This window comes from Sphingobacteriales bacterium (assembly GCA_016700115.1).
Classification (GTDB): Bacteria; Bacteroidota; Bacteroidia; order Chitinophagales; family UBA2359; genus UBA2359.
Window position 1 is genome coordinate 5,708,411 of the sequence record CP064999.1, and the last position, 17,117, is coordinate 5,725,527.

General features: G+C 39.0%; 14 protein-coding genes and 1 pseudogene. 10 read left to right on the forward strand and 5 right to left on the reverse strand.

Translation table 11 applies throughout. The features are described 5' to 3' along the window. Positions 1-326: 326 nt before the first annotated feature. Together IPM47_20665 and IPM47_20670 are read left to right on the forward strand one after the other, a co-directional pair. Positions 327-2,828 carry a T9SS type A sorting domain-containing protein gene (locus IPM47_20665; protein ID QQS29214.1) on the forward strand — a complete coding sequence of 834 codons (2,502 nt, stop codon included), beginning with the start codon at positions 327-329 and terminating at the stop codon, positions 2,826-2,828. Between the two features lie 217 nt (positions 2,829-3,045). Continuing rightward, positions 3,046-4,974: a DUF3857 domain-containing protein gene (locus IPM47_20670; GenBank protein ID QQS29215.1), complete on the forward strand. Its 1,929-nt coding sequence runs from the start codon at positions 3,046-3,048 to the stop codon at positions 4,972-4,974. A 197-nt stretch (positions 4,975-5,171) separates the two neighbouring features. Here the strand turns inward: IPM47_20670 and IPM47_20675 are convergent, their stop codons facing one another. Continuing rightward, complete coding sequence (locus tag IPM47_20675; protein QQS29216.1) at positions 5,172-6,041, reverse strand: SDR family NAD(P)-dependent oxidoreductase; 870 nt, start codon at positions 6,039-6,041, stop codon at positions 5,172-5,174. A gap of 50 nt (positions 6,042-6,091) precedes the next feature. After that, complete coding sequence (locus IPM47_20680; GenBank protein ID QQS29217.1) at positions 6,092-7,513, reverse strand: aldehyde dehydrogenase family protein; 1,422 nt, start codon at positions 7,511-7,513, stop codon at positions 6,092-6,094. 321 nt (positions 7,514-7,834) lie between these two features. Between IPM47_20680 and IPM47_20685 the strand changes: the two genes are divergently transcribed. Continuing rightward, on the forward strand, positions 7,835-8,479 hold the full coding sequence (locus IPM47_20685; GenBank protein QQS29218.1) for a hypothetical protein: 645 nt from the start codon (positions 7,835-7,837) through the stop codon (positions 8,477-8,479). Positions 8,480-8,887: 408 nt separating this feature from the next. Further along, positions 8,888-8,986, forward strand: a pseudogene (locus tag IPM47_20690) (benzylsuccinate synthase beta subunit family protein). A gap of 541 nt (positions 8,987-9,527) precedes the next feature. Here the strand turns inward: IPM47_20690 and IPM47_20695 are convergent. Next, positions 9,528-10,517: a nitronate monooxygenase gene (locus IPM47_20695; GenBank protein QQS31545.1), complete on the reverse strand. Its 990-nt coding sequence runs from the start codon at positions 10,515-10,517 to the stop codon at positions 9,528-9,530. Positions 10,518-10,727: 210 nt separating this feature from the next. Between IPM47_20695 and IPM47_20700 the strand changes: the two genes are divergently transcribed. Continuing rightward, positions 10,728-12,143, forward strand: coding sequence for a T9SS type A sorting domain-containing protein (locus IPM47_20700; protein QQS29219.1), 1,416 nt, complete (start codon positions 10,728-10,730; stop codon positions 12,141-12,143). Between the two features lie 164 nt (positions 12,144-12,307). Here IPM47_20700 and IPM47_20705 read toward each other — a convergent pair whose 3' ends face one another. After that, the gene (locus tag IPM47_20705) at positions 12,308-13,036 is read right to left on the reverse strand and encodes a Bax inhibitor-1/YccA family protein (GenBank protein ID QQS29220.1); all 729 of its coding nucleotides are present in this window, start codon (positions 13,034-13,036) and stop codon (positions 12,308-12,310) included. 318 nt (positions 13,037-13,354) lie between these two features. On the opposite strand from IPM47_20705, the gene IPM47_20710 reads away from it, so the two are divergent. The 5 genes from IPM47_20710 to IPM47_20730 all read left to right on the forward strand — a co-directional run bounded on the left by IPM47_20710 (position 13,355) and on the right by IPM47_20730 (position 16,494). Continuing rightward, positions 13,355-13,987 (forward strand): YIP1 family protein, encoded by a 633-nt coding sequence (locus IPM47_20710; GenBank protein QQS29221.1) that lies wholly within the window; start codon positions 13,355-13,357, stop codon positions 13,985-13,987. 141 nt (positions 13,988-14,128) lie between these two features. Further along, entirely contained in the window at positions 14,129-14,344 is a 216-nt protein-coding gene (locus tag IPM47_20715) for a hypothetical protein (GenBank protein ID QQS29222.1), read from the forward strand. Between the two features lie 51 nt (positions 14,345-14,395). Then, positions 14,396-14,743, forward strand: a complete 348-nt coding sequence (locus IPM47_20720) for a hypothetical protein (protein QQS29223.1) — start codon at positions 14,396-14,398, stop codon at positions 14,741-14,743. 194 nt (positions 14,744-14,937) lie between these two features. Beyond that, positions 14,938-15,744, forward strand: a complete 807-nt coding sequence (locus IPM47_20725; GenBank protein ID QQS29224.1) for an AraC family transcriptional regulator — start codon at positions 14,938-14,940, stop codon at positions 15,742-15,744. A gap of 93 nt (positions 15,745-15,837) precedes the next feature. Continuing rightward, on the forward strand, positions 15,838-16,494 hold the full coding sequence (locus IPM47_20730) for a hypothetical protein (protein QQS29225.1): 657 nt from the start codon (positions 15,838-15,840) through the stop codon (positions 16,492-16,494). Positions 16,495-16,682: 188 nt separating this feature from the next. Here the strand turns inward: IPM47_20730 and IPM47_20735 are convergent, their stop codons facing one another. After that, positions 16,683-17,117: a hypothetical protein gene (locus tag IPM47_20735; GenBank protein ID QQS29226.1), complete on the reverse strand. Its 435-nt coding sequence runs from the start codon at positions 17,115-17,117 to the stop codon at positions 16,683-16,685.

Genomic DNA, 17,117 nt, shown 5'->3' on the forward strand with positions numbered 1-17,117 from the left:
TTGGTCTGTTACTAAGGCAATAAGGGTTTGAGGGTTTGGATTTGCTCATTTATAACGGCAATAAGAAATTGTTGAAGATCCCCAATGCCGTAGGCATTATATATAGGTAGCCCCCCAAACCAACGTGCATCAATGCCGTAGGTATAGAACGTTTTCCTTTGATGTTTTGCTACCAATATTTTATCCCTACGAGATATTTTTTGCTATCTCAATTACTGCCGGTGGAATAAGAAGAAAGACTGCATTATAAATTGACAATTGACCATTCACAAGGTATCGGTTTTATCCTTAACTTTACCTTCCTAAACCAACCACTTAACAACGTTATGCGATTGTTATTAGCTTTTTTACTGATAAACACTATCCAATTCCTGACGGCACAAAATTTTTCAACCTCTGCAAATTTTTGTTCCCACAGATCTAATACTCCTTGCTTTAAGCATGGAGAAACCGCTAAGATGCAGGCTGCCAACAGCCGAAGCGATACTTTAGACATATTGCATTACGATATTCACCTTACCGTAACTAATTTTGCTGCCCAAGCCATCAATGGACATGCCAATATTACCCTTACTCCTAAAATTTCAGACCTGACTCAAGTTTTGTTGGATCTTCAAAACATGAATGTCAGCAATGTTATGCTTGATGATGCAGATATTGCTTTTGACTATACTTCCCCCCTTTTGCGCGTCTTTCTGCCTGAACCTGTTTCACCCCTTGATACCCTTCAACTCAGTGTTTTTTACAATGGCAACCCCATAACTGCTTCTTTTGGCGGGTTTTATTTCACAGCAACCTATGCCTATAACTTAGGTGTAGGAATAGGGGTAGATCCACCCAATTTTGGCAGAGTTTGGTTCCCTTGTTTTGACAATTTTGTTGAGCGTGCCACCTTTTCCTGCCATATTACGACTGCGGGCAACCATAAAGCATTTTGCGGAGGTTTGCTGGAAAATGTTACAGACAACCCCGGAGGTACTAAAACCTGGCATTGGGAGCTTTCTCAAACTATCCCAACTTACCTCGCTTCGGTTGCTGTCAGCGATTATCAAACCCTTTCCTTTAACCATCCGGGTAGCAACGGCGATATATTGGTACAACTCGGTGCGAGGGCAAGCGATACGACCAACCTGAAAAACTCATTTATACATCTGCCCGATTGTATTTCAGCCTTTGAAGATGCATGGGGACCTTACCGGTTTGACCGTGCCGGTTATGTCGTTGTTCCTTTTAACGGAGGTGCAATGGAACATGCCACCAATATTGCCTATCCCCTATTTGCCGTAAATGGAAATCTTCAATGGGAATCTCTGATGGCACACGAATTTGCCCACAACTGGTGGGGAAATCTGGTAACTTGCGAAACCGCCTCAGATATGTGGATCAACGAAGGGTGGGCAAGCTATAATGAAAGTCTGTTTTCAGAATATATTTATGGCAAAGAACAATACAAGACTGATATCCGAACTACTCACAACGATGTGTTGCTTTATGCCAATATACGCGACGGAGCATACCTTCCTGTTTCCGGTGTTCCTTTTGATGCCACTTATGGTTCACACGTTTACAGCAAAGGCGGAGATATGGTACATACGCTAAGAGCTTATATGGGCGACTCTTTGTTTTTTCATTGTTCAAAAGAGTTCCTCAATACCCATGCTTTTACCCATGTCAACAGCAACGAATTGCGTGATTTTTTAAGTTCCTGCTCAGGCATAGACCTTGTTCCGTTTTTTCAAAACTGGATTTTTTCGCCCGGTTTTCCTCATTTTTCGATAGACTCCCTGCAAGTGCAGGTGGATGGTACCGGTGTTAATTACCTGACTAATGTTTTTGTGCGCCAACGCTTATACGCTGCTCCTGAGTTCTTCACACAAGTTCCTTTAGAAATCACTTTTTTTGACTATGCGCTCAATCAACAAACCGTAACGATGCAGGTCAATGGTGATTGTAGTACACAGCAGTTTTCACTCCCCTTTTATCCGGTACTTGCTGTTGCTGATTTGGAGGAACGCCTTTCAGATGCAACTGTTGACCGGTATGAGATAATTGACACCCCGGGTATTGTTAATTTTGTGGAAGCGGGAGTTACCCTGGATATAGCAGCGCAAGCAGGACAAACATTTATTCGTGCCACCAATAATATGGTCATGCCCGACAGGCTTCAAACCCCGATAACAAACCTCATTTTGCACCCCAACCGATACTGGACTATAGAAGGCTATAATACAGGAGGGCTGCTCAATGGATCTGCTGAATTTACCTATAATGGAACAAGCAGCACAAACGGCGGTTATTTAGACCATAATCTGATTAGTGGGTCTGAAACCAACCTTCGGTTATTGTACCGGCCTTCATCGGCAGTTGACTGGCAAATACTTACTTCGGCAACATTACTTGCAGGAGCGAGCAATACAGACCGGCGCGGCTCTATTAGAATCAATAATCTGCAATTCGGAGAATATGCGCTTGGGTTTATTGACCCCACCCGTACAGATACTTTAACCACCCATCAACCAGATTGCATTGCCGTAGGCATATCAGATTTTCCAATACATTCCAAACCCAACAGCATTTTTAGTGCTTTCCCAAATCCGGGCTCAGGTAAGATTACGATTGTTTTTACCGAAACATTGGAAACCTCACATTTGCTCGAACTTTACAACTTAGAGGGTAAGTTGTTGAGACGCATGTCAATTGCCCCCAATTCCCCGTCTGTTCTTATAGATATTGCTAACCTGGTTTCCGGTAATTATATCTTACAACTTATCGAACAGACTTCCAATATTAAAAGGAGCGAACAAAAAATCAGTATTTTCAACAGGTAACCAATTTTAGCCTTAATAGCATTAGCTTCTTGCATTGCCATAATTCCTTATTTTGATAAGGAATGGTATTTTACATATACAAGTAATAAAACCAATCTTTACAACAATCTTGTATAAAATCACGTTTGTTTACAAACGTTTCCATCTTTAGCTTTTGTTAAATATCCGATTTAAGCCCTAAAATTCATGCCACATGTTTAGACTATGTTTGCTTTTCATGTCTCCGCTATTCGCTTTTCTGATTTCAGAAGCACAAAACAACCTTACATTTCTGGAAGCCACCCGTCTGAAATTTCCGGACAGCAAACAGGTTTTGCTTGAAAAACAAGAACATTTAAACATCAACTACCGTGATGGGGAATGGGACATTTGGAGCAAAATCAACGAAAAGACCCTTTACCTGAGCGACCAGCAGCTATATGCTCAAAAATCAATTTTCCTCAGTGGGTTTGATGAAATTACCAACCTTGAGGCAAAAACGCTTGTACCTGTAAAAAAAGGAAAGAAAAACGAAATGCAGGAGTTTAAAGTGGAAAAGGTGGAAACCAAAGATGTGATGATGGGTAGTATATTCTATTCCGATTTTAAGGAAAAGAAATTCAGCTTCCCTGCTTTGCAGGAAGGGGCAACCACCCTTCTGACTTATACGCAGATTAGCAAAGAACCCCGGCTTTTAGATGCTTTTTATTTTGGAAACTATTCAGCTCCGGTTATATCGTCTGTTTTTAGCGTCAGTTTTCCGAAAAAAATTGAAATAGCTTATAAGCTAATGGGAGAAAACACAGATATGGTTAGTTTTGAAAAAAAAGAAGAAAATAATCTGATTACTTATACATGGACTGCAGAAAATATCAGCCGACTAAAACCCGAAGAAAACGCTCCAAGCAGTAGTTATTACGAACCTCATTTAGTTATTTACATCAATAAAGTAAATGAGGGAAAAAATGAGGTAAAAATCCTGGAAGATGTTTCAGGACTGTATAACTGGTACTATTCTTTGGTTGAAAACATCAACCCTGAAGCCGGTGAAGAGCTGAAACTATTGGTAAAATCTCTGACAAAAGATGCAGGCAGCGATTATGAAAAAACAAAACGTATTTTTCAGTGGGTGCAAAGCAATATCAAATACATTGCCTTTGAAGATGGATTAGGTGGGTTTATTCCGCGAGATGCCAACGATATATATGCAAAAAAATACGGCGATTGTAAAGACATGTCAAGCATTTTGTTTCAAATGCTTAAGTTGGCCGGTGTTCCTGCTTATTACACATGGATTGGTACACGAGACAAACCCTATACTTATAATGAAGTGCCGACACCTATAGCCGATAATCACATGATTGCTTCAGTAAAAGTTAATAATGAGTATGTTTTTTTAGATGCTACCGGTGAATATCAGCCATTCGGTTTACCAACTTCTATGATTCAAGGCAAAGAAGCATTGATAGGAATTGATAAAGAACATTACGAAATTGTTGTGGTTCCGACATCGTTAATGGAAAACAGCACGGAAACTGAAAACCTTACCCTCACACTTTCAGGTCGAAACTTAAATGGAACGGGTATTTTGAAGTTTAATGGGTATAAAAAAGTTTTTACCCAATATGAAAAGCTGAAAGCAGATGCAGCAGGAAGATCTGCGCGTTTTTTTAACGATTTCCTGAGAAAAGGCAGCAATAAATTTGAAAGTAAAAACATCACCTCGACCGGATTTAATGACAACAATAATCCGGAAATTGCCATTCAATACGATTTTTCAATTCCCGACTATGTAACCATCAGCGGAGATAAAATCTATGTCAATCTGAACCTCAACCGGAAATACCAACAATCGGCCATAGACCTCAAAGAGCGCAAATTAGATAAAGAAGTAGAGTATCAATACATCGAAGACTTTACCTACCGCCTAAACATTCCTGACGGATACGAAGTTTTCTACCTCCCTACTGCCATGGAATTTAAAGACGAGGAGTTTGGGTTTACGGCAAACTACACCCAAGATGCCGGAAGCGTAGCCTTGAACCTACGCGTTTACATCAACCACCTCATGCTCAAACAAAAAAGATTTACCGACTGGAACGCGATGATTGAAAAGCTCAACAATGCCTATCAGGAAGTTGTGGTTTTGAAGAAAATGGGACAGTGAAAGTAGTTATGAGTTATGAGTGCAAATTGCCCATTGCAAAATTGACCATTGCCCATTGCAAATTGCCTATTGCAAAATTGACCATTGCCCATTGCAAATTGCCTATTGCCTATTGCAAATTGCTAATTGCAAATTGCCTATTGCAAAATGCCCATTGCAAATTGCCAAAAAGGGAATAAGCCCTGCTTTTCGTTTCACTATACCTTTCGCTTTAAACCAAACTGTTTGAGTAAGATATTTTCAAATGCCGATTCTGTCAACAATGTTTGAACTGCCGGCAATAATCGCACCTCCTTTCCTACCATATATCGGGGCTTTGGTTTTGCAACCGTAAGGACATAAATGATGCCATTGGCTATCAGTTCCGGCTCATTGGCAGATTTGATTTGTTTCACTAAGTTTTTACTTGCCGGCTTCATAACTGCTTCATAGCGTTGACGGATATAGTCTGACATTTTAGCCCAGTCATTTTTCAGGTTTTCTTCCGCATTGTCAGTCATCGGTGTTCTGACTGCTCCGGGTTCAATGGCAGTAGCAGTAATACCCAAAGGCAAAAGTTCCATTCGAAGTGTTTTGGTAAATGCCTCAATAGCGCTTTTAGTCATCATATAAATTCCGGCTCCGGGCACAGGTACTCTGACAGCTCCTGAAGACAGGTTGATAATCCGGGCTTTCCCGTATTGATGCAACAATGGCAAAAAAGCCTGAGTTACCCTTAAAGTACCAAAAACATTGATTTCGAACAACCTTTTGACTTCATCCAAAGACACTCCCTCTAATACCCCGGTTGCAATATTGGCTACCCCTGCATTGTTAATCAAAGCGTAAAGTCCCTTGTCTCCTACAGTATGCCGAACAAATTCAACAGCTTCGGCGACTAGTCCATCATTGGTAATGTCTATATTAACTACCTTCAACCGACCCGATGCGTTTTGTGTCAATGTTTCCGTATCTTGGTTTGGCAAGACACCGGCAAACACTTCCCAGCCCATTGAATCAAGTTTCTTAGCCGTAACCAAACCGATACCGGTGGCTGCTCCCGTAATAAAAACCGATTTAGTACTCATAGTCGAACTATCATAGTTTAAACTTATGTTTGCTTTATGTTGAAATTTAATCAACGATTGAACAGATAGCTAATCATCTTCCGGTATAAGCCTGAATAAGGAGGCAGGCTTATGGTTGAAAAGTCGAGCCATCCCGTTGGATTTTCAACTACAGAACGTTGATTTGAAAAACTTGTAAACGTTGCCTTACCCACACTACGCCCCATTCCACTGTTTTGAATTCCACCAAAGGGCAAATAAGGATTTACCCCTGCCTGAATCATATTGTGGTTTATAACGGTACTGCCTGCCGATGTATGTTTTAAAAAATAATCAATGTTTGCCCTGTTGCTGCTGTAAATATACAACGCTAAAGGTTTAGGCAATTCTCTGATTTTGGTTACAGCATCTTCTTTCGAAGTGTAAACACTTACAGGCATAATCGGGGCAAATATTTCTTCTTGCATTACCCGCATCTCGTGAGTAACTCCGGTTAATATTGTGGGTGAAAAATAGAGATCCTCTTCATTATATACTCCTCCTGCAGCGACGGAAGCCCCTTTTTCCAAAGCATCATTCAGCAATGAAACTACCCGCATAAAATGTCGTTGATTGATGATGCGGCAAATCGCTTCTGAGTGTTCAATCCCTTTACCTTCCGGATTGTACATGGTTTCAATGGCTTGTTTTGCCTTCTCCACAAAAACATCAAATATTGTTTGCTCTACCAATACATAATCAGGAGCAACACAAGCCTGCCCACTATTGGCACATTTCCCCCAGGTAATTTTTAACGCAGCTCCATCTAAATCGGCTGTTTGGTCAACAATTACCGGAGACTTACCACCCAATTCCAAAGTAACAGGGGTAAGATTAACCGAAGCAGCCTGCATGACCAATTTTCCTACCTGAGGACTTCCGGTAAAATAGATATGGTCAAAGGGTAGTTTCAATAATTCCTTTGCGGTTTCAACATCACCCTCTAAAAAGGCCACTTCATTCTGAGGGAACAAATCAGTGATCATCTTTTTTAAAACAGCAGTCGTATTCGGACTGAATTCTGAGGGTTTGATGATTACCGTATTGCCGGCAGCAATGCTGCCTATCATAGGAACTAAATTGCAGGCAAGCGGCGCATTCCAAGGACCAATAATCAGCGTAACTCCCTTTGGCTCGTATATAATATACGGTTTGGTTCCTTTACTCATCAATCCCGTTTTGACCTTTTGAGGTTTCATCCAGGAAGAAAGATGTTGAATTGCAAAATCTGCTTCCGATTTTATCAGCAACATTTCAGCTAAGGTATCTATTGGTGCTCTTCGCAAATCACGATACATAGCTTCCTGAAATATGGCAACCTGTGTTTTTAAATAGTTGGCCACTCGCTTCAGTTTCTCAACTCTTTCTTTTGCTGTTGTAAGGGCAATCCTGTAAGAAGCTTCTCTTTGATTGTTAAACACGGAATAGATATACTCTGAATCTGTATTACTCATAAAAAAATTGAACAGGATTGAATAATAGTGATGATGTTAAGCCTGCAAAGGTAGGCTATAATTAATGATTCAGGTTTTAGTTTCTTAGGAAAAAACATTAAAAAAGCATATCGTATCAGAAATGTAAGCCTGTAGATTTTTTTAAAAACACAGAAAAAACCAATAAATTTATTTGTTTGTTAAAAATAAAACGTACCTTTGCGGCACGAATTGAACAAGGTTAGAAAAATTTTAATTTTAACTCCAAAAAAAACACTGCCTATAGCCTATTACTACACAAAGCAAATTTTAATTTAACCAACATAAAATAATTTTTTCATCATGAAAAAAGCTTTTGTAGTTTTAGTATTAGTTTTGGCAGGCTTATCAATTCAGGCACAGGAAAATTCAAACCTTGCCACTGCCCCCGATCAGGAAGAGACAATATTTCAAACTGTTGAAATCCAAAAAAATACATTTTTTGCCGAAGTTGGCGGAAATGGTACTTTATACTCTGTTAATATAGATCAGGTTTTGTTGGCCGGACACAACTTTAAGATTAGCACCCGTATTGGAATGGGATTGTCATCTTCTGTTTTCGAAAAAGATATTGATCCAATTATTCCTATTGAAGGCAATATTTGGTTTGGTAAAAACAAACATCATTTTGAAACCGGCATGGGAGTAGTTGCAGCTTTTGGTTTTGACGAGACTCCTCCTGCTACCATCCAAATTACTGAAAACGGTACAAAAGTCATTCAGTATCAATCGGGGCAAGAATACACTTCTTTATATGCTTTTACAAGAATTGGATACCGCTATCAAAATTCTAACGGTGGTTTGTTTTTCCGGGCAGGTATTACTCCTACTGTAACTGCATATTCTAAAGTTGAAGGAGCAAATCCAAAATTGGAAGGCAGTATCTCAATCGGCTATACCTTTAAATCTAAAAAACCGGCTCAAATACCCGTGATCAATTATAATTAATTGAATTTGCGAACAGGATTTCTGTCCTGAAAAATTTAATCATTAAAAAGGCGTTGCAAAACAAGTTGCAACGCCTTTTTGTTTGGACAAATGCAAGAAATAGTAAGCCATTATCTTAGTCTCTTATTTTTAAAGGGCTACCCTTTTTACCAATTTGAGATTGACCCTATCTGTTTTAAATTTGCTTCAAAACACCTCGAACTTTTTAAATATGAAATCCTGCTTTACCTTCCTTAGTTTAATAACCTGTTTGTTGTCTCCAAATTTTCTGACTGCACAAACCGGTCAACCCGCGAATAGCAGTACAAAGGCAGTCAATGTTCCTGCTACCTTGGTTACAATTGACTATGGATTGATTCTTCCTGCAGGCGATATGGCCAAACGATTTGGCATGAGTTCTAAAGTGGGGGGCAATGTACTGCACAAAACAACCAAAAATTTTCTGTATGGCGTAGATGGATATTTTCTGTTTGGCAATTTGATTGCCGAAGATTCTTTAGCTATTAACCTCATCAACTCCGATGGATATATTACAGGTACAGACGGTTTACCGGCTGATGTAAACTTTTTCTTGAGGGGATATTTAGCAACGGTAAAGATGGGGAAGATTTTTGAGTTTGGAAAAGCAAAAAATCCCGGTTCGGGTTTATTTGTTTTAGGAGGTGTCGGATATATGCAACACAAGATCCATATAGATGAAAAAAGCCAGGCTGTTCCCCAATTACAAGGAGATTACAAAAAAGGGTACGACCGTTTAACTAACGGACCCGCCATTCAACAAAATATCGGTTATATTCATTTGAACAAAAACAGGAGGGTAAACTTTTGGGTTGCATTTGAAATGGTACAAGCCTTTACCAAAAACCAACGAAGTTTTAACTTTGACACCAAAACCTCTGAAACAGGAAGACGAACCGATTTGCTTTTTGGATTGCGTTTAGGATGGATACTCCCCGTTTATGCACAAAGCAAAGAACATTTCTACATCAACTAATTTAAAGGTTAGATTTGTTAATCTCTCCTACTGCGATGCTATCCTTCTCTTTTCTTAAATAGTCTGAGGGCTTAGTAAAGCCTTTTCGTATTCCTCCACCAAAGTCTGAACTATCTGATGAACCGGTCGAATTTGGTGTACGTATTCAATTGATGGGCCTGCACACCAAAGTGTTTGATAGGTAGCACTAAAAGCAGCTTTTTCGAGTGATTTCATTCCCTTATAAAAAGTCAGCATTTTAGCGTACTTTTTTAATGTGCGGTTCTTATTTAACAACGCTTCCAGCCAGTTTTGACTGGTGCCGATGTTTTGCACATAAGGGGTGTTAATGATGGTACAAGGGGTTCCCGATAGTTTGGTTGTCGTTACAATATCCTTTGCTCCATACTGAACTATCGCATTCTTATACTCCTGAGAAACGCCTGCTTCATCGGTGGCAATAAAAATGCTGCCCATTGAAACCCCACAGGCTCCTAAACTGAGTTTATCGAGAATACCGGCACCGGTTCCTACACCTCCTGCTGAAATTACAGGCAATTTAGAAACAGTTGTCAACATTGGAATTAACTCTTTGTAAGAAATTTTACCGGCATGACCTCCCGCCTCAGCATTCACTGCAATCAATGCATCACAACCCATATCTTCTACTTTTTTAGCGTAAAAAGCATCAATCACATCACAAAACACCAGCATCCCTTCATTTTTGCAAGCTTTTATTACCTTTTCAGGACTGCCTAAGGAGGTAATAATAAAATCCACATGAAAATCGAGGCAGGCTTTAAGTTGCTCTTCCAGTTTGATGTTCGATTTGTTGGTAATCAGATTAATGCCAAACGGTCCATTGACCTGATTTCTGATTTCCTGCATAGCTGCTCTAAACTCTTTATCTGTTCTGTAGTTCAGTGCGGGAATAGCTCCGGTAATTCCGCTTTTAATTGCTGCAATGGTCATCTTTATGTTTGACACCAAAAACATAGGTGCCATAATAATGGGATATTGAATAGGAAGCAGTTGAGTTAAAGCAGTATCAATTCGGGATAGCATAAGCAAACTAAGAAATAAATGGTTTTATAAAATTCAGGATGCAAAATTAACCAATTCATCGGGGTTTTAACCATCTCTCGAACTAAGTACGCTTTTCGGTTGGGATTAAAGCCTATTCCTGCACAGAATTGTAAAAAAAAGATTTGTTGTTTATTGATACAACTTAAAATCGTACCTTTATACTAAATTTGAAAAAACAATATTTAAATCATGAAAAGTTTGTACTTATTTCTTTTTGCATGTTTATTTGCTTTTACAATTGAACCTTTACAAGCACAGGTTAACATAGCAGGTAGTGATTTGCCCGCAGTCGGCACTCAAAAATATGTGGCAGTAACCAATACTCCTGATATTGATTTGGGTGCTGCGTCTTCAACTGCTCAGGTTTGGGATTTTACCTCTTTAGAACCCGGAAATTATAGTTCTGCTGTGTTTACAAGCACTGACGGATTACCCAGCGAAGGTACTTTCCCACAATCAACAATTGCAAGAACCGGTCCGATTAATTCCATTTTAGGAATTTCTTTGGGTGATATTTTACCCATTGGTGGCGGAGGATTACCGGAGGCTACTGCCTATTATGTCAAAAACTCACAGGGAAAAGTCCTTATAGACGGATTTAACATGAATGTTTCCATTCCCGGATTGGTTGATTTGGGACCAACAGACATTAATGCCCAACCTAACGATTTATACTTAACTCCGGCCGATTTTGGCGATGTAATTGAAAATGACGGAGGGTATATTATGGAAATCAGCCTGATGGGATTTAATTTTGGTCTGCGCTTTAATGTTGATAAAGTTATCAATGTAGATGCTTTCGGAACTTTACAATTACCTGATTACAACCTCGAAGTATTGCGTTATAACGAAAGTAACACGGTTGGTGTAGAATTGGGATTAGTTCCGTTTCCGGGGATATTTATTCCGGTTGACCCTGCTACTCTTGGCGATTTGTTAGGAGTAGAAATCCCCTTTGACCTTAGCTTTTTGGATACCACAGTAACCACCAACAGCTACCGGTTTATTTCTAAAAACCAAGGTTATCCCGCTGCTTCAGTTACTATGTTGTTAAACCCTATTTCAGGCACTTCTACTCCTGCAAGTATCGAATATTTGGCACAACCCGGACCACTTCAAGCTGAATACAACTTTACTGTAAACTGCCTGACCGTTGCCTTTTCTAATGCAAGTGCCAACGCTCTTGCTTATGATTGGGATTTTGGAACAGGAGATGTAAGTACATTGGAAGACCCGATTTATACTTTCCCCGAACCCGGAACTTACGAGGTTTCTCTAACCGCACTCGGTATTGATGGTATCAGTGCCGTGGTAACCAAAGAGGTAACCGTTGATTTCTGTTTAGATATTGACGAAGTTGCGGCAAACTCCATCATAATTTACCCTAACCCAACAACCGGTACTGTTAACTTTGACCTTACCAATAATTTCAATAATTGTACTTTGACCTTAACTAATTTGTTAGGCCAAAATGCAGGCATCTGGAATAACCTGAACGGAAAGGTACAATTAGATATCAGCCGCTTTAGCAAAGGTGTTTATTTTTACACTTTAAGTTCTAATGAAGGGAATGTCATCGGACATGGAAAGCTAATTGTTGAGTAATCGGTTTTATCTTAATCAGAAAATTCAAAACAAAAACCCCCTGCAAGTTGAAATGCAGGGGGTTTTTTCATTAAACAAGAGGCAAAATGCAATAGGCAATAGCAATTCACCTATGACCATTCACCATTCACAACTTATCATTCATCACTTGCCACTAAAAAATCCTATCGCTTATTCAATTTTGCGAGTAGCCTTAAAATTTCGAGATACAACCAAACCAAAGTTACCATCAACCCAAACGCAGCAAACCATTCCATATATTTCGGAAGATTGTGTGAAGCACCTTGTTCAATAAAGTCAAAATCCAACACTAAGTTTAGCGCAGCAATGACAACTACAAACATACTAAATCCGATTCCGATCAATCCGGATTCGTGAATGTATGGAATATCAATGCCAAAAAAGCCCAAAATCAGCGTAGCAATATAAATCAAGGCAATGCCTCCGGTTGCTGCTGCAATGCCCATTCTAAAATTTTGGGTTACTTCGATCCATCCTGATTTGTAAATAAACAGCATCGTAGCAAATACACCAATAGTTAACAAAATAGCCTGAAAGACAATGCCTGCAAATTCGGCTTCAAACAGAGCAGAAATAGCGCCAAGACATAACCCTTCTAAAATAGCATAGACAGGTGCGGTGTAAGGCGACCATTCTTTTTTGAATATGGTAATTAAAGCCACAATAAGCCCGCCAACTGCTCCGCCCAAGATAAACTGGGGTAATGGCATTGACCACGAAAAAGCGGCCGTTAATACCAGCAAGGCCAATAGCATCAGGCTTTTGTTAACGGTTCCGTTTACAGTCATTAACTGCCCGTCACTTTGTGAAACAGTAGTTCTGGCTACTTTTTGGAAAGCCTTATCAGATAAAACAGGATTTGATGTTCGCATGATTGTAATTTATGTTTTTGATTTGATTTGTAGTATATAACGTATTTAGCTTCTACTTAGTTCCTGTTTGAAAATCAGGGGTGCTTTGCAAAGGTAATTATTTACATCTTAAAAATCAGGTTGGATTGCCCAACGAAATTATTCATGGACAAAGCGATTAACTAAATCATCTTTTTTAAATAGCGACTCAAAGGAACAGAACTAAATCTGTTTAAACTAACTTGCAGAGGGATTACAACAGCATCCTTTTAGCTTTAGTGAATAAAACTTCACAACTCTGTTACCATCTACTTGTTTCACCTTTTTGAACTAAAAACAATGGGCACATTTTGGTCAGATTATCTATTAACCATTATTCAACCCCAGCAATCGTTTAATAAGTTGTTGGCTAAAGAAAATTACTTTCAGCTTGGATTTGGTTATATTTCCATTCCAATTATTGCCTATACTTTGATGTATATTTTTCTGACCATTGGCAACGGAGCGCCCTCAGTATTTACACCATGGCTCAATATTTCTAAAGAAAGTTATTATGCTGTTAACCGGTTTATGTTAGCTCCAAGCATGATATTATGTTGGTTCGTTACCTCTTCGTTTATTCAAGTCTTTGCCCGGTTTTTTAATGGAGTTGGCGAATATGAACAAACATTGTCTGCCATTGCATTGAGCATCAGTATCGCTATGTGGGGAGGATTGTTACACGACCTTCCTATGAGTTTTTTAAGTGCGGTTGGAGTAATTGATGCGCGACAGCATGAAATTGATATGAATTCACCGACAATTTTCAGAACCCTGCTTTGGATAGCCTATTCCATTTACTTTATCGCATTCCTTGTTCTGTTTCCAATTGCCGTAAAAACAGTACACAAGTTATCCTGGTTAAAAAGCGGTTTTATCGGAATTTTTGCTTTCCTGATATTCCAAATTGTGTTTCTGATTTTTAACAGATAGCCTGAACTTTTTACGAATTGCACACTTTTTTTTGGTTAAAAGAAGTCATATTGTAATTTACTTTGGAAGCTTTTCAACATATATTACAGCTTGATTTAACTGTGCTGAAAAAAATTTACTTAACAAACCCAATCTATGTTTATGAAACAAATCCGATTTAGCGTCAAACAGGTTCTGAAACTGATTTTTTCAATGACCGGCTTTTTTATTTTGGTAAATTTTTTAAACACTTTGAATACAACATCCGGTATTTCAGAGTTCTGGAAATTAGCGGGTGCGGTGGTCGTGGTTTTGTTTATCGCAACTCTTAAAATAGAAGATTCCCCGAAAACTCTGCCTTCCACCAATAATCTTTAAAGCCCAAACGCTGTTGCTTTTTTTCGTAACTTACCTTTAACCATACATCGCATGTACAAAGCATTGTATTTAAGCCCGATGATTCCATCATATAACCTTAAAACAACCGGCGAGTTTTTTAAAAATGTTTTGGGATTTTCGACTTTTATGGACACCACCGGTTATGCAATCTATCTGAAGGATAACCTGTCCATTCATTTGTTACCTGCCGGAGAGGATATTGGACAAATGGAATTTTACCTCGAAGTTGACCATGTTGACGAACTTTGGAACAACATCAAAGACAAGGTTCAGGGGTTAAGAGTCAAAGCGCCATTTGACCGTGAGTATAAAATGAGGGAGATTCATATTGAAATTCCCGAAACCAAAACTTTGTTGTTTATCGGGGAGAGTATTTAACCCTGTTTTTTTTCTGATGGGCAGAAAGCTGAACTGATAACTGACTACATCTCCACTATGTTTGTCGCTCATTGTGAGGCATAAAACAGGATATGCCTTTTTTACCTTCCAATAGCATTGGTTAGAAATCTTCTTTGAAAATTTGTGAGAATGCTAAAATATATTTAGCTTTAAACAAAAATCAAATCAATCTGGTGGAGGCAAACATTTATATCCCGCTACAACTCAAAGGAATTGCTTCTATGATTTGGGAGCAAAAAAGCAATAGTTCACAGCGTTGGAAAATTCTTCCCAGCGGGTATATTGAGTTGATTTTCAATCTTGGCGAAAAAATGGAAGACCTGAGCGGGAAAAAGGTAGGCCAAAGTTTTAACCCTACCGAAAACTTTTGCTTTCTTTCAGGTTTGCATACACAACCGCTTTGTATGACTTATTCACAGTTTCATGTGATGGGCGTTCGATTGGAACCGGTTGCAGCTAAATCATTATTTAAAATACCCTGTTTCGAGCTAAAAGACTGGGCATTAAAAGGAGAAGAAATCTTTCACAATAAAGCGTATGTAGAGGATGCTATCCGGTCATTTTCCGATTTTCAGTTACGGGCAAAATGGCTTGAACAGTATTTGTATGCTTTGATTTGCGAAAACCCGGAGTTGTATTTAGCGTTGAAAATATCGAAATTGTTGAAACAGGTGGCTGATTACCGAAAAATCGGCACTCCGGTTAAACTGGAAGATTTTACCGGATATTCGAGAATGCACACTTACCGTTTGTTCAAAGATTGGTTCGGACTTTCACCGTCTTACAGCATTTCTCTTCAACAATTTATCAGTTCGGTCAACGCCATTCACACTCAGCACGAATCTTTAACTCATTTGGCCTTTGATCATGGGTTTTATGATTCCTCCCATTTTATCAGAATATTCAGGCAATATGCTGAAATGACACCGGGTCAGTATCTTCAACAAAAATCAAATCTGATTGGACAATTTCCCTGTTAATTTAAAGGGCATCCTATAACCCATGTTACATGGGTACAATTCAGGCAAAAATCTGCGCTTTACCTTTGTTCCTAAAAAAACACTATGGAACAAATGAAAAACAACTTCAAATCTTCTGCCGGCATGTTTGCGATTGCCGGAACTTTATCCATGATCATTGGTGCAGTTTTGTGGGGATCTACAGGAACCGATTTATGGGCAACACTGGCAACCAATGACATGAAAAACTATTTAACCAAACTTCCCGAAGCCAAGACTTTCCTGGTGCTGAATACCTGTTTTTGGGTACTCGGTGTGTTGTTGATGGGTGTTGCCATTCAACTGATGTCAAAACTAAGCCGGGAAAACATCATCCCTGCAACCCTTGCAAGGGTTGTTGTCAATGCTGCTGTTCCTGTTGCTATTGTTTCCTTTGTTTTGATGGTGTCTCTGGCGATTACTATTTCATCGGACAATATTCAAAACAGCCTTTTATTTGCCACAAATATTGGTTGGATAGGCGCAAGATTAGACGATATTGCAACTTTATCAATTATTGGCTTTGCGCCTTTATTCCTTTCAATATCAGGACATAACATCTGGATACCTGCATGGCTTCGGGTTTGGGGGTTTTTTGCCGGACTGATGGGCTTATTGGCAATTTATGGCATATTAGTTCCTGACGCTTACTTTTTGAGCTTTACTATTTTACCGGTTGGTTTGGGTTGGATGATAGCATCCGGAGTAGTTCTGATAAAATCGAAGGACTAACCTTACTTTCGAATAGGTTGGCGATTTCAAAAAGTCTATCAACTCAAGAAGCCTTTTATAATACACAATAGATTGGCGAATAAAAAACCCCGGATGCCCAAAAGGACAACCGGGGTGTTCACCACTCTAAACTGTGCTATATACGAAACTATGAACGCTTATAGTAAAAAGGGATCAATAACGGCGAATTAAGGTCTTTGTTTAAATTGTTCCAATAACCACATCTTAAAATCGCGCTCTACTTTATCTATTTGTGCCACTTTTGCCACCGGAAGCACTTTTTTAAACTGATCCTGATATTTTTTAGAAATAGCGAGTTTTTGCTCTTCTAACTGGTTTTTCTTAGCCAGTTTTTGTTCGGGAGATAAATTCTCTGATTCTAAGTTGCGCAATTTCTGGTTGATGCTTTTAATCTCTTCCCTGTATTGATAGTACAAAGGCCAGAAATTTTTGGCTTCTTCGGGAGTCAGGTTCAACTGTTCGTTAAAAAACATAGCCTGCATAGACTTGATTTTTTCCTGATTTTCAGAGTTATCCTGAGCCCTTGCTTGTAATGACAAGCACCAAATGGACAAAACCATAAAGAACAAAACCGTGGCATTATGTCTGAGTAAGGTTTTCAT

Coding starts and splice junctions, on each gene's coding strand:
- IPM47_20665 (QQS29214.1), top strand. CDS start 327: ATGCGATTGTTATTAGCTTTTTTACTGATAAACACTATCCAATTCCTG.
- IPM47_20670 (QQS29215.1), top strand. CDS start 3,046: ATGTCTCCGCTATTCGCTTTTCTGATTTCAGAAGCACAAAACAACCTT.
- IPM47_20675 (QQS29216.1), bottom strand. CDS start 6,041: ATGAGTACTAAATCGGTTTTTATTACGGGAGCAGCCACCGGTATCGGT.
- IPM47_20680 (QQS29217.1), bottom strand. CDS start 7,513: ATGAGTAATACAGATTCAGAGTATATCTATTCCGTGTTTAACAATCAA.
- IPM47_20685 (QQS29218.1), top strand. CDS start 7,835: ATGAAAAAAGCTTTTGTAGTTTTAGTATTAGTTTTGGCAGGCTTATCA.
- IPM47_20695 (QQS31545.1), bottom strand. CDS start 10,517: ATGCTATCCCGAATTGATACTGCTTTAACTCAACTGCTTCCTATTCAA.
- IPM47_20700 (QQS29219.1), top strand. CDS start 10,728: ATGAAAAGTTTGTACTTATTTCTTTTTGCATGTTTATTTGCTTTTACA.
- IPM47_20705 (QQS29220.1), bottom strand. CDS start 13,036: ATGCGAACATCAAATCCTGTTTTATCTGATAAGGCTTTCCAAAAAGTA.
- IPM47_20710 (QQS29221.1), top strand. CDS start 13,355: ATGGGCACATTTTGGTCAGATTATCTATTAACCATTATTCAACCCCAG.
- IPM47_20715 (QQS29222.1), top strand. CDS start 14,129: ATGAAACAAATCCGATTTAGCGTCAAACAGGTTCTGAAACTGATTTTT.
- IPM47_20720 (QQS29223.1), top strand. CDS start 14,396: ATGTACAAAGCATTGTATTTAAGCCCGATGATTCCATCATATAACCTT.
- IPM47_20730 (QQS29225.1), top strand. CDS start 15,838: ATGAAAAACAACTTCAAATCTTCTGCCGGCATGTTTGCGATTGCCGGA.
- IPM47_20735 (QQS29226.1), bottom strand. CDS start 17,117: ATGAAAACCTTACTCAGACATAATGCCACGGTTTTGTTCTTTATGGTT.